We start from the raw sequence: 13,854 nt of genomic DNA on the forward strand, positions 1-13,854 counted from the left end.
GATAGTCTGTAGCCAATACTGTGCAGAAATGCCGCAACAACCACTTGCAAAACAAAAAGTAGACCTATCCCTTCACAGGGATGGTCTTTTTTTTGCTTCCTGCTCTTCCCTCACTTCATTATCCAAGCTCTTATTTCCGTGCAATCAGACAGGTTGGTGAGAAATCTCAATATTTCTCCGAGCATTCCTCCCTTGAATTAACACTGCTTAATATTTCGATGATATTCAGCAAATAATTCAAATTTATAGTAGTCGTATAGACGTCTAGACAAATGAGGGGAAGGAGAACCGATTGAATAGATTAAGCGCAAGTCTAAAATATGGAATTTTCATAATTCTACTTCTATGGACGCTGTTTCCGATCTATTGGATGCTCGTCATTGCTACTCAACAATCTTCAGATTTATTCACAGAAGTATCTCTATTTCCAAGATCAGTAACCTTAGAACACATTTTTAGCATTTTTAAGGAAGACCACTATATACAACCATTGCTCAATAGCTTTGTGATCACTGTCAGCTCTTTGCTAATTGTGCTCGCTTTTGGATTGTCCTGTGCGTATGTGCTTGGACGGAGAACCTTCAGAAGCAGTTATAAACTTTTCAAAAGTTCCCTCATGGTATGGATCTTACTGGTTCGAGTCCTGCCGCCGATTACTTTTGCACTTCCTCTATACATCATGATGAACGATGCAGGATTATTGAATACGAAAATTCCGATTATTATCGCACATGTCCTGATGAACATGCCACTCGTCATTTGGTTTATGATGGCATTCTTCTACGGCGTGCCGGGGGAAATTGAGGAAAGTGCGCGGATTGATGGTGCATCTGAATTTGAGATTTTTTACAAAGTGATGCTACCGCTTGTGTTACCAGGCATTGCTGCCGTGACGATTTTATCCTTCATGGCTTCATGGAATGAATACCTATACAGCGTCATCTTCATCCAGAGTCCTGACAGCTTCACGATTCCGCTCAAGCTCGCCACGCTGAACAGTGAACAGGAACTAACAGAATGGGGTAAGGTTGCAGGTGGCGGCCTAGTGTCTGTGCTGCCTGTCCTGCTGACTGCGATCTTCTTACAAAAACATTTAATTAGCGGCTTAACTGCTGGTGCAGTTAAAGAATAGGAGATGAGATAAAAATGAGAAAAAAAATGTCGTATATGCTGAGTACGTTGTTAACAACGGCGGTGATATTCACCGGATGTCAATCTCAAGAGCCGGCTATGGGGCAAAGTCCGAGCCAGGGAGCAGAAAAACTAGTTGTCGCTGCCAGAGGTGGCTCCCATGTCGATGCGATGAATGCAGTAAAAGAATCGTTCGAGGCCACGCACAATGTGAAGGTTGATATTATCGGACTGGAATCGGCAGATTTGAAGCAGAAAATATCACTCGATGCCAAAAATAGCAATGGAGCATATGACCTGATCATGGCAGACGATCCATGGATGCCTCAATTCAGTGAAGCAGGTATCTTTGCCAAGCTGTCTGACCTCGGAATCCAGGAAGATGCTGACTTTGAGGAGTCCTCTCTTGCGCTCGGCAAGTCTCCCTATGCTACTGGTGATCTGTATGCCTTACCTTTCTCGGGTAACGTACAACTATTCTTCTACAACCAAGAGCTGCTCGCTAGCCATAATTACGACGTTCCGACGAACTGGGCGGATGTGCTTGAGATGGCCAAAGCCATCCATGCTAAGGATGGGACTACAGGCTACGTGATCCGTGGTCAACAAGGAAATCCGATTGTGTCTGATTTCTTGCCTCTGTTCTGGGCGTATGGCGGTCAGATCTTCGATGATAACTGGAAGGCACAAATCGACTCCGAGGCTGGTAGACAAGCATTAGAAACGTACATTGGGCTGCTTGCTGTGGGTGAGAACTTTGAAAATACTGACATCGTTGGCTCCGTCTCGGAAGGTCGTGCTGCCATGGCACTAGGCTGGCCATCATGGTTCATCAAAGGCGAGACAGCAAGCGCAAACTATGCTGCGATCCCGGCCAAAGCATCATCTGATGCTCAATCCGTATCCACAGGTATGATTGGTAACTGGATGATGGGTGTAACTGCGAACTCCCACAACCCGGAGCTTGCTGCTGAATTCTTGACCTTTATCACGAGTAGCGACACGCAAAAACAAATGGTTGAGCATGGTGGCGTACCTACTCGGAAGAGTGTCTATCAGGATGCTGAGCTTGCCGCAAAGTATAAGCACTTCCCTGTCATGCTAGAGGCGTTGCAAAACTCGGTAGCCAGACCAAGAACAGCAAAATGGTCTCAAGTCGAAGAGGCACTCGGCGCTGAATTGTCCGCAGCTATTGCCGGCACAAAAACAGTGGATAAAGCACTGGCGGATGCCAACAAGGCGATGAATGACATCATGCAATAAGTGGGTTCATTCAAAATTAAAGGAGTGGAATGAACTTGGCTAGTAAACAAGGCTTTCAATGGGCGATGCTGGCACCCGTAACATTGTTATTGATTGGCGTGACCGTGTTTCCGTTTATCTTTACCGTTACCAACAGCTTCACCGATTATTATTACCTGGCAACCGATGACAAGCAGTTCATTGGATTCAGCAATTACATCAAGATCCTTCAGGATGAACAGTTCCTCCAAGCCGTCTGGAATACTATTAAATTCATGATCCTGGCCGTTTCTATTGAAACGGCTTTGGGCCTTGGAATCGCTGTACTTATTGAGAGCATGAGACGCGGACAAAAGGTGCTGCGGATTACAATGCTAATCCCATCTTTGCTACCACCGGTTACAGTGGCATTAATCTGGCAAATGATGCTCAGCAATCATAACGGTATTGTTAACCATCTGCTCCACTGGTTCGGTGCCGGGCCGTTTAACTTCCTGATGGACATTAACATTGCCTTCAATGCCATTTTATTCATTGATATTTGGCAATGGACACCGTTTGCCTTCCTATTGTTATATGCAGGTCTACAGTCGGTTCCACGTTCACAATTTGAGGCTGCAAAAGTAGACGGTGCAGGCAAGCTGCGGATTTTCATTCATATTACACTACCGAATATTATGCCTACCTTGTTCATGGTCATACTGCTACGGACGATAGATACGTTCCGGTTATTTGATAAAGTCAATATCTTAACCGGTGGCGGGCCAGCCAATTCTACGACAACAATTACACAGTACATTTACAAGCAAGGCGTGTACAATCTGCAGATTGGGTACGGAGCAGCAGCATCGGTAATCATGGTCATGCTGGTGCTGGTGTTCTCCTTGTTCTACATCAAGCGTTCGATGGGAGGAGCTTCATAAAGTAGATCTGGCGCTGTACTGCCCATTCTGTGTCATGTACCTATTGAAAGAGGTCATGCTGCATGTTACGGTGTCAGAACACGTTCAACGGAGCGGATTAAATGATCAGTCCGCTCCAATTCTAAGTGAAAACTACAGGAGATGAGGTTGATTCATTGGGAGGCTATCAACATATCAAGCATGAGCTGGAAACGATGATTGAAAGTAATATATGGAATGTAGGACAAAAAATTCCTTCCGAGTATGAACTGGCCAAGCATTTCGGTGTCAGCAGAGAGACGCTTCGCGCAGCAATCAAGCTATTGGAGCAAGATGGAAAGCTACTCGTAAGACATGGGGTAGGTACCTTTGTAATCAAACCACTGCCAAGTATCCCTAGTCGTCTCGAGTTTCTTCAGAGCATTGGAACGATGATCAAGCTAGAGGGATTAACTGAAACGGATCGTAAGGAAATGATCGGAGAAGTGGAATGCACCAAGGAATGGGCTGATGCGCTGAACATTGAAGAGGGCTCACGGGTTGTGAAGATGGAGAGAGTTCGGTATGCAGACGGAGAAGCTGTTGCCTATTCGATTAACATCATGCCTAAGGATCTGGTAGTAGGTGCTTTTGAACAAATAGACTTCTCTGGTTCCTTGTTTAACTTTTTGGAGGAACAGTGCAAAATTTATATTGCGAGAGCTGATACAGAACTCGTGGTTCCTTCCAAAAAGGACAAACATGCGGTGCGATTGCAGAATCATCAGGAGGAAACACCGGTTCTTCTCATGAAACAATTGCACTATGACCAGCAGAATCGGGAAGTGCTATATTCCTTTGATTATCTAAGAAGTGACGTCTTCCAGTTCTGGGTCCGCAGGGAACGTAAATGAATAGGAAAATCTGTATCCGGGTATCAATATCCTGGGCAACATCGTTATCTAGCACATGCTTACGCCCTTTATCCTGCATATGAATGGGATAAGGGGCGTAGTTTTGGCAGTATTCCTTGGAGCGCAGCCAGCTGAAAATACTGTTTCGTAGCGTCATTCAAACTACTTCTCCGCTACAGCTTTTCTTTCGATTCAGCTCAGGCTCCACATGCATAGCATGCCCAATCCGGCGGTAGCTACAGCCAGCACTGTCGAACCGATCACATAGAGGACTGCACGCGCGTACTGTCCTTTATCTAGCAGCTGTATAGTCTCATAGCCGAACGTAGAAAATGTCGTATATGCTCCGCAAAAGCCAATACCGAGTAGCCCCCACAGAACCGACGACAACGCAGCAGTCTCATGCAGCATGAATAGCATTCCCAGCAGAGCAGAGCCACTGATATTAATGAGGAAGGTTCCCCAGGGAAATGACGTTCCCCAGCGGCTACCCGCCCATAATCCAAGGCGGTAACGGCAAATTGCCCCCACAACGCCTCCCAGGCCGATCCACAGCAGCATCATACGCCCTCTCCTTTTCTGGAGGAGCCATCACGCAGCATCAGCCGTTTATTCATGTACATACCTAGGCGAATACCAAACCAGGCCAGCACTATCCCTCCGACCAGACTGGTTAGCATATATACTAGTGGCTCTATAATTTGTCCAAGCATGAAGAGATGAAGGATATCCACCGCGAAGGTAGAAAAGGTCGTAAAGGCTCCGGTGAACCCAGTTCCAATCATCAATCTTACTCGGGGAGTGATTCTGGAGGAACGCAGGGCTACCGTGAAGAACCAGCCGAGGAACAGGCAGCCCACAAGATTAATCGTCAGTACCGCTGCCGGGAACCCGTTCTCTGGCTGTGGAATAGCCAACTGTAGTCCATAACGCGCCCAGGCTCCTAACCAGCCACCCATCCCCAGATACACTATATCCTTCATTCGTTCGACACTCCTCTAGGATTGGTCCTGGCCACGGCGCCACTGCTGGTTTTGCTTGATTTTATTCTCATTTCCCTGTTCTGTCGCGGCGTAGAAGCTCCTACCAGCAAGCGAGTCGGGCAGATATTGCTGCTTCACATAATGATTTGGATAATTATGCGGGTATTGATACCCCTGATGCCCCAGCTTCTCAGCACCTTTATAGTGCGTATCACGTAGGTGAAGCGGTACCTCGGCTGATCTGACCTCGTCCATGGCACTCATGGCATTGGAAATAGCCGTATAGACGGCATTCGACTTTGGACTTTCGACGGCGAACAGGATGGCTTGTGCAATGTTCAGCTTGGCCTCGGGCCACCCGTTGTTTCGATAGGCATCCAGTGCACTGACCGCCTGTACCATCGCCTGCGGGTTCGCGAGCCCGATATCCTCACTGCTGGCCGCAATCAGACGCCGTATGAACGTCATTGGGTCCATGCCCAGCTTTTCGACGGCGTACAAGAACCAGAATAGAGCTGCGTCACTGGAGCCGCGAATACTTTTGTGAAAAGCAGACAGTACATCGTACTGCGTCGACTCATCTGCCCTCACAATCGGGCGACGAATGGATTCCTCCGCCACTGCAAGTGTAATATGAACCGTACCATCCTGCTCTGGTGGAGTGGTCATCGCTGCCAGCTCTAGCGCATTCAGTGCTCGCCTGATATCCCCATTCGCCATGGTAGCAATGTGCACAAGGGCCTCCTCGTCCGTGCTAAGCTGCATGAAGCCCAGCCCCTTGTCCTGATCCAGCAAGGCTCGTCTCATCGCCAGCAAGGAATGCTCCTTGTTCAGCGACTCCAGCTGGAACAGTGTAGAACGGCTCATCAAGGCCCCGTTTACATAATGAAACGGGTTCTCGGTAGTTGCGCCTATGAAGGTGATCGTTCCTTTCTCCACAGCTGGTAGCAGTGCATCCTGACGGGAGCTGTTGAAGCGATGAACCTCGTCCAGGAACAGGATTGTCTTGGTTCCGTACAACGCTTTGTTGCTGTGCGCCTGCTCAATTACCTCACGTACATCCTTCACAGAGGCATCGACAGCATTGAGCCGCACGAATTGTCCTTGTGTATGCCGCGATATGATGTGAGCCAGCGTTGTCTTCCCGCAGCCTGGAGGACCGTACAGCAGAATCGACGACACCTGATCGGCCTCAATCGCCCTGCGCAGCAGCTTGCCTGGCCCAATAATATGCTCTTGCCCGATATATTCATCAAGCTGCTCTGGCCGCATCCGATCAGCGAGCAAGCGCCCCTGTGGCTGAGCATCCTGTTGATAAGAGAATAAATCCATCATTCATCACTTCCTTACCTGATTCCCTTCATCATACCACACCCCGCTCCCGTTGAAACGTCCTGCCTCATTCCATAGGAAGAAGCTGTCCTAGCTGTACGATATATAAATTCTATTATCTTATGAAAAAAGCTATTGATGACGATCCCAGAAGAAAAACTGTATTCGCGAAAGTCTTCCTTACCACCCTATAGCTGCGCCGTCACAACGAGGATCTGTTCCTCCAAGCCGGAAGCCATGCTCATCAATGACAATCGCATGCGCATGCCCAGCTGCTCCAGCGTAATCCTCCATCATTCGGACGCTATGCCCAGCCTGTTGCAGACGATGCGCCACATCCGCAGATATGCGACCTTCCAGCCTCAGCTCCTGCGTTGCTTCCCCCCATGTTCTGCCCCATACCCAGCGTGGTGCATCTATCGCTGTCTGCGGGTCCAGACCATAATCCACGATACGGGTCAGGAGCGCTGTCTGCGTCTGCGGCTGGCCTTCTCCGCCTTGTGTACCGTACAGAATATAAGGCCGTCCCTGACGACAGGCCATAGCAGGCATGAGTGTATGAAACGTTCGTTTATTCGGCTCCAATCTGTTCACATGCGTGTTATCCAGCGAGAAGAAGGAGCCGCGGTTTTGGAGCAGAATTCCGGTATTTCCGCCAACTACCGCCGATCCAAATTCGAAATACAGACTTTGAATGAAGGAGACAGCATTTCCTTCTGCATCGACGACTGCCGCATAGGCTGTATCACTGCCTACAGGTTGACTATCCATAGACAAGGCACGCTCCATATCAATCGAGGACGCCAGCTCCATCGCATACATCTTAGAGAGTAATCGCTCCAGTGGAATTGCAGCAAAGTCGGGATCAGTCAAATAGCGGTTGCGATCCTGAAAGCTCAGCTTGAGCGCTTCTACCAGCAGATGATAGTACTCATAGGAGCCATGTGGAATGTGCCCAAGCTCAACATTCTCCAGAATTTGAAGTGCCATAATTCCCGCAAAGCCCTGTGAGTTAGGAGGAGCCTGATAAATATCCAGCCCACGATAGCTTCCACGCAAGGGCTCCACCCATTCTCCTGCATGTGCCGTAAAATCTTCTAATGTCAACATTCCACCCTGCTCTGCCAGCGAGCGCACAATGTCCTGTCCAATGGAACCTGTATAGAAGGCATCCCGTCCCTGCTCTGCAATCTGCTGTAGACTGCTTCCCAACGCTGACTGCACAAAGCGACTACCGATCGAAGGTACCTTGCCCCCTGGAAGATAGATCGCAGCCGTCTGTGGCTGTGACTGCAGCACCTCCATTCGCTCTCTCGTATGGTTATGCTGGTCTGGCGATAACGGAAACCCCTCCGTAGCATACTGGATCGCAGGCTGCAGCACCTCTAATAATGTCATGGAGCCATATTCGCGCAACACGGCATCCCAGCCATCAACCATCCCGGGAACCGTTAGGGCACTGCGTGCGCCCCGCTGAGGAATAGCCGCTTCACCACTGAAGCAGGCAGCAGAGACCTGCCCGCCTGAGCGGCCACTGGCATTGTACGCCCGAACACGGCCCTCGTGGGTGCTATAAGTGAGCCAAAAGGCGTCCCCACCGACACTCGTCATGTGCGGATACACTACCGCAAGACAAGCACTTACCGCCACTGCGGCATCAAAAGCGTTGCCCCCTTGCTCCAATATGCGTGCACCAGCTGCGCTTGCCAGGTAATGTGGACTGACCACCATTGTCTGCGTGCCTATTATAGGTGCTGTTTTCATAAGTCCCACATCCTCCCTCACTACTCCGTCTACATTCTTCTTACTGTTGTAAGCACAAATACATCTGGTGTAAATATATTCTGAGAACTTTGGGATCCGTGACTAACCATTCGCCGAACATTTGTGAGCGACAACTACTATTCATCCACTTCTATGCGGAATAGAAAGTGTATTGTCTGCGACAGATACCCAAAGATACATTATTGCATTGATACATTATTGCATTGATCATTTGTGCATTGATGTGTAGATGCGTTATACATAGGTATATATAGATGTACAGATACATTGGTGCATTGAAAATAAATAAATAAATAAATAAGCTTATAGATAAATAAGCAAAAAGATACCCGCTCAGCCACTAGGCTAGCGGGTATTTCTGAGGTCTGCCAATAGTTGTCCATCCACCATATACGTCATGCCACCATGAACTGATCTATCTAGCACCGAAATTATATATGCCTAGGAATTTGATCATAACTAATGTGAGTAAAGAGTCATATTCTTAAGCTCCATAACTTAGCCCTTGGTGACTAGTTAGGGCGCCTTATCCAAGCCAGCCTACAGCGATGGAGAGAGCTTGATTTCAACTGTCTTCTCGAATGGTGTCATAAGGTTGACCAGCACCACCTTGCATTGCTCAGGCAGCTTGGCCTCACGCACTGTCGTAGCCAGATGACCAAGCTCGCCGCCGCAGAGCTCGATCCAGTCATCCCCACATGAATAGCGAAGTGTGCCGCCCTTCCACAAGTAATGCCCCTCCGCGGTCTGGTGCAGTTCTCCCCCAGACAGATGACCCTCATCACCAAATACGAACGACAGCTGCACCATGACCTCCTGAGGCTCACATGCCGCCACGTGCAATATCCAGCCTGTCTCCGTTCGCTGCGTCTTGGCCTCGACCTTGAATGTCTGTTCATGCGTAAGCTGGCGGCTCTGATGCGGCAGCAAATACCATGGACTGATAGATGTATGTGATGTATCTGGCAATAGCTCGGCAGAAACTGGACCATAATATCCCTTCTTCTGCTGCCCAACCAGACGATAGCCTTCAGCTATACGGTCCAACTGCTGCATAGGGACATAGCCAGGATTGAAATAGGATGCTAGCTGTACAGCCAGCAAGCGCACTTCTCCATGCCGAAGCGCAAAGAATGAGGGAACCTCCGTCATTACGGTTACGCTCGTTACACCATCCCGGAACCGCGCTACAGGTGCGCCAAAATCCGTGTGAAGCCGGCTATGATAGATATGTCCGTGATGCCCAACTGCATCCATCTGTTCCAGATAGTCAGCTCGCTTGAACCATTCATTCAGCACAATATCATATTGAGTAGGCAGTAGCGCCCTTCCATTTTGAACAGTTGCAGCCGTGCCTTCTGCCCCTGCCTTATCCTCCGTACCTTCTATCTCTGCCTTATCCTCCATGCCTTGGCCGTCAATCTTTGCGTCAGCTACATTTAACTCCTCCCTTGTACCGCCAGCTTCCTGTAGTTCCGGTTCCAGCAGTAGACGTACGAGCGCATTGACGGAGCTTACGCCAGGATCTCTCAGTGATTGCCCTGCCCATTCAGCCATCCCGGCGAATAGTGGATCACTGTCGAGCCTCGCCAAGATCGCATACGGCAAATAGTAAGGCGCCAGATTATGCATATGCCCCAGATCCTGACGGCCTGAGTAATCCGTAACGATCTCACCACTCGGATGAACCAAGTACACCATCATCCGAAGGTTGAGCCTTACGGGCTCCATCAGGTCAGGACGATCCAGCAAACGTGCAGCATGAATAAGCATGATATCACTGACGGCACTGTAAATGCCATTGCTTCGTTCCGTCCATTCCCCGTCAGGTGTAATATCCATTCCTTCAGCCAACCACTGCTCCGCACGCTGAGCTGCCTCCTTCCACCCGAACAGCTGATACAGGAATCCAAGCGCTGCACAGAGCACCCAGCGATGATTCGGAGTATGGCAGCCTCCAGTCAGGAGGACAGGTATGGTCCGCTCCAGGAAGAGTCTCATATTATTCGTTACAGGCTGCATATCCTCCCATTCCTCTTGCAGCAGGAGCTGATATAGCTGGGCATATCCCACGACGACAAAGGCTGTATCCGGCGGGGAATGATAATTGGTCCAACCAGGAGAGATGGAGCCATCCTCATGCTGGGCACGCAGTACATACTCGCTGGCCAGGCACAGCCGCTTCAGCAGCTCTGCATCCCGGTAATATGCTGAATCCGGGTTAACCAGCGCTGCTCCCCAGTAGCACATCTCGGTTGGTGTTCCAGTGGTGTGATTAACCCAGGCCACTCCCGTCGCCGGATCAATCGTTCCACCATAGTAACGGCTCTCAGGATCCAACACCTGCCGGGTTATTCCTCTCTCAACCGCTTTGTCATTGCTGATCACCAGTTGCTTGTACATATACGCTTCCCTCCCAAGCTACATTTGCTGCGCAAGTATGCTTATAGCCTCTCCAGCTTGGCGACCAGCAAGCGATGACTTTCATGAATATCTTCCGGTGTACAAGCAGCCTTCAGCTCATACACCTTCACTTGAGACCGCTGTATCATCGGTAAATAAGCGTCATAGAAGTTCATATCCTGACTGTGGATGTATGGACACCAATGGTCGGACAGACCGAGCGTCTCGTGGATGTGGACACCCACGATGTCGTCCATCAGTCCCTCCATCTCACTTACGCTATCGTACAGACCAAGGCGGTCCATCATAATGGCATGCCCAGTATCGTACCAGATGCCTACCTGAGCCCCCTTCAGAGCTTGAATGATCGTCTTGGCCTCAGCCAACGTTGGAATCTGCTGTGGTCTGGAGCGGGTCTCAATACCAAAGCGCACGTTCCATCCTTTGGCCGCAACTCGACTACATACCTCATCGAGACTGTGAATGATCGTCTGTACATAACCAGAGCTAAGAGCTTCTCGCTGCTCCAGGAACTCCTCCCATTTGAGCCGATAAGCCGTGGAATCCTTGCCCTTCTCGTTATACAGCTGCGCCAGCTCCTGGCTGACATTCACCGGAATGGGTACCTCACCTGGATGCACGACGACGGCTTCGCCACCATAACGGTGAGCATACTCAGCTGAGCCTATGAGCAGATCGATGGCCCGCTTACGTCGGTCCTCATCCTGAAAGCCAAGCAATTCAGAATCGGTCCCATAGTCCGGGTCAGCTACATGTGGAAAGGTATTATGCACACTGGAAATGCCGATCTCCCCACGCTCAATCATTGGTTCAATGGTCGTCAGCATGTCTCTGGTAACATTGTAATTAAGCTCGATTCGGCGAAAACCAAGTTCGGCTATCTCACGAATCATGTCTGAGCCAACAGGATGACGCTTGATATTCCAGCAGGTGGAGAATGAGAATTCCCCTTTGTCTAGCCAGCCTTGGTCCTTAGCAGGACTCATACCTGCATTAGTACCTTGCTCAGTGATTGCATTTGTGGTACTTAGCTTATCCTGCATGCGCTTCGCTTCCTTTTTCGTTCTATATACATTGCTTTCTAGAGGCGCTCAGCTACTTTCTTCTGACTATGCTTGAACGCCTTGTCACTAGCTTAGACTCAGTTTCAGCCAATTGTTTATGTCTCATTGTAGGAGTCATTGACCCAGCATACAAGGCTTTGCCTAAGGAGATATGCCCATTACTATGTCTTTGAGTCTGTTTTGACTACGGTATGTTCCTGTAACTCAGCCTTTGACCGCACCCAGCATGGCCCCGCTGACAAAATATCTTTGCAGCCATGGATAGACGAGCAGAATGGGCACGGTTGCGAATACCACGGTAGCCGCCTTAAGGCTTTCTGCTGGTAACCTCGTTCTGTTCGCACCCTCCATTTGCGTCAGCTCGCTGACCATGTTGTTCTGTACCATCTGGAACAGCTTAAGCTGGAGCGGGTACAACTGAGGCTCGTTAATGTACATAAGTGAATCCTGGAAGCCGTTCCAGCGGCCAACAGCATAGAACAGCGCAAGTGTAGCCATTACCGGCATGGACAGCGGCAGGATAATTTTCAACAGTGTGTAGAAATGCGAGCTGCCATCAATCTCCGCAGACTCCTCCAGACTTTCGGGAATGCTATTGAAGAAGGAGATCAGAATGATTAGATTAAAGGGACTGACGAGCCCCGGCAAAATCAAAGACCACACTGTATTGAGCATATGCAGGTCACGAATCAGTAGATATTCAGGAATGATACCGCCGCTGAAGAACATCGTTATAATGATGACGTACATGAAGAGCTTGCGGCCCTTCAGCTTTTTCTTAGTTAACGGATACCCGGCAGCAATCGTGAACACCATACATAGCACCGTGGTAACGATTGTCAGAACTACCGTGTATCCCAGCGAATAGATCATGGATTGATCAGAGAACACCTTTACGTAGGCATCCCAATTAAAATCCCTGGGAAGCAGCCTCACCTCACCCGAGGTAATCGCCCGGTTGGAGCTGAATGAGATGGCAATGGTGTGCAGGAAGGGAGCCAGACAGAACAAGACGAACAAGGCTACAAAGGTAATGTTGACGATATCAAAAATCCGGTTAGAGGTACGTTCACTCATACGCGCACAACTCCTTTACTCATGCTTTGCATATTTGTCGATAGACCTGTTGACCTCACTTGCCTACTGTGTTTTACAAGATCCCCTCTCCGGTCGCCTTTTTCGAAATATAGTTAGAGCCAAGTACAAATATTAGCCCTACCACAGCCTGGAACAGGCCTACAACCGTAGCCAGCGTGTATTGCCCTGATTCCAGACCGACCCGGTACACGAAGGTACTAAGTACATCTGAGTATTCTCGTACAGCCGTATTACCGATAATATAAGGACGATCAAAGCCGATGCTGACCATTTTACCCAGATTTAATATCAAGAGAGTTACAATGGTAGGCTTGATGCTTGGCAACGTAATATGCCAGATTTTCTTCATCCGTGTTGCTCCATCGACCTCAGCCGCTTCGAACAGCTCCTTGTTGACACCGGTCAGTGCTGCCAGATACAGAATGGTTCCCCATCCCGCACTTTGCCAGACACCTGTGAACAGATAGGTCACAAGCCATGGATTCTTCTCCGTCAAGAAAGGAATCGAATGGAGTCCTATGCTCTCCAGCACACCGTTCACCATACCGGACTGATTACCGAACAATTGATACACAATCCCGCCGATGATCACCCAGGAAATGAAGTGGGGAATGTACAGAATCGTCTGCGACACGCTCTTGAACCATTTAAAACGGATTTCATATAGCATGATCGCCAAGATAATAGGAGCCGGGAACGACACCAGCAGATCAAGAAAATTCAGCATAAATGTATTACGCAAAGTCGTATAGAAGTCCCGCATGGCGAAGACCTCACGGAAGGCATCCAAACCGATCCACTCACTGCCATTAATCCCCTGAAACAGATTAAAATCCTTGAAGGCAATCTGCACACCATACATCGGTCCATAACGGAAAATCAGAAAGTAAATCAAGGGCAGCGACAGCAGCGCGTACAATTGCCAATACCGTCTAAAGTATGTCACACCGTTCTCCTCCTATCTGCGAAGACACGTGGTGCCGCCCCACGATGGCTGACG

12 protein-coding genes are annotated in these 13,854 nt (G+C 49.2%); 4 read left to right on the top strand and 8 right to left on the bottom strand.

Going from position 1 to position 13,854, the window contains the following annotated elements; translation table 11 throughout:
* Nucleotides 1-370: 370 nt before the first annotated feature.
* From MKX74_RS20990 to MKX74_RS21005, 4 genes are all read left to right on the top strand, one after another.
* Nucleotides 371-1,132: a carbohydrate ABC transporter permease gene (locus MKX74_RS20990; RefSeq protein ID WP_154659328.1), complete on the top strand. Its 762-nt coding sequence runs from the start codon at nucleotides 371-373 to the stop codon at nucleotides 1,130-1,132.
* Between the two features lie 14 nt (nucleotides 1,133-1,146).
* Nucleotides 1,147-2,394 (top strand): extracellular solute-binding protein, encoded by a 1,248-nt coding sequence (locus tag MKX74_RS20995; RefSeq protein ID WP_341179733.1) that lies wholly within the window; start codon nucleotides 1,147-1,149, stop codon nucleotides 2,392-2,394.
* Between the two features lie 29 nt (nucleotides 2,395-2,423).
* Nucleotides 2,424-3,296 (top strand): carbohydrate ABC transporter permease, encoded by an 873-nt coding sequence (locus MKX74_RS21000; RefSeq protein ID WP_341179734.1) that lies wholly within the window; start codon nucleotides 2,424-2,426, stop codon nucleotides 3,294-3,296.
* A 125-nt stretch (nucleotides 3,297-3,421) separates the two neighbouring features.
* On the top strand, nucleotides 3,422-4,168 hold the full coding sequence (locus tag MKX74_RS21005) for a GntR family transcriptional regulator (RefSeq protein ID WP_341179735.1): 747 nt from the start codon (nucleotides 3,422-3,424) through the stop codon (nucleotides 4,166-4,168).
* A gap of 192 nt (nucleotides 4,169-4,360) precedes the next feature.
* Here the strand turns inward: MKX74_RS21005 and crcB (MKX74_RS21010) are convergent, their stop codons facing one another.
* From crcB (MKX74_RS21010) to MKX74_RS21045, 8 genes are all read right to left on the bottom strand, one after another.
* The gene (gene crcB / locus MKX74_RS21010) at nucleotides 4,361-4,729 is read right to left on the bottom strand and encodes a fluoride efflux transporter CrcB (RefSeq protein WP_341180627.1); all 369 of its coding nucleotides are present in this window, start codon (nucleotides 4,727-4,729) and stop codon (nucleotides 4,361-4,363) included.
* Nucleotides 4,729-5,151, bottom strand: a complete 423-nt coding sequence (crcB, locus tag MKX74_RS21015) for a fluoride efflux transporter CrcB (protein WP_341179736.1) — start codon at nucleotides 5,149-5,151, stop codon at nucleotides 4,729-4,731. The genes crcB (MKX74_RS21010) and crcB (MKX74_RS21015) overlap by 1 nt, the downstream gene beginning before the upstream one ends.
* A gap of 15 nt (nucleotides 5,152-5,166) precedes the next feature.
* A complete protein-coding gene (locus tag MKX74_RS21020; protein ID WP_341180628.1) occupies nucleotides 5,167-6,483 on the bottom strand; it encodes a replication-associated recombination protein A in 1,317 nt (438 codons plus the stop codon).
* 180 nt (nucleotides 6,484-6,663) lie between these two features.
* Nucleotides 6,664-8,247 (bottom strand): gamma-glutamyltransferase, encoded by a 1,584-nt coding sequence (ggt, locus tag MKX74_RS21025; protein WP_341179737.1) that lies wholly within the window; start codon nucleotides 8,245-8,247, stop codon nucleotides 6,664-6,666.
* Nucleotides 8,248-8,808: 561 nt separating this feature from the next.
* Entirely contained in the window at nucleotides 8,809-10,671 is a 1,863-nt protein-coding gene (locus MKX74_RS21030; protein WP_341179738.1) for a hypothetical protein, read from the bottom strand.
* A gap of 41 nt (nucleotides 10,672-10,712) precedes the next feature.
* The gene (locus tag MKX74_RS21035; RefSeq protein WP_341180629.1) at nucleotides 10,713-11,678 is read right to left on the bottom strand and encodes a sugar phosphate isomerase/epimerase family protein; all 966 of its coding nucleotides are present in this window, start codon (nucleotides 11,676-11,678) and stop codon (nucleotides 10,713-10,715) included.
* A gap of 282 nt (nucleotides 11,679-11,960) precedes the next feature.
* Nucleotides 11,961-12,833: a carbohydrate ABC transporter permease gene (locus MKX74_RS21040; RefSeq protein ID WP_018887789.1), complete on the bottom strand. Its 873-nt coding sequence runs from the start codon at nucleotides 12,831-12,833 to the stop codon at nucleotides 11,961-11,963.
* Between the two features lie 73 nt (nucleotides 12,834-12,906).
* Nucleotides 12,907-13,800 (bottom strand): ABC transporter permease, encoded by an 894-nt coding sequence (locus MKX74_RS21045; RefSeq protein WP_018887788.1) that lies wholly within the window; start codon nucleotides 13,798-13,800, stop codon nucleotides 12,907-12,909.
* Nucleotides 13,801-13,854 lie beyond the last annotated feature (54 nt).

The sequence above is a fragment of the Paenibacillus sp. FSL K6-1230 genome, assembly GCF_038002385.1.
Lineage (GTDB): Bacteria > Bacillota > Bacilli > Paenibacillales > Paenibacillaceae > Paenibacillus > Paenibacillus massiliensis.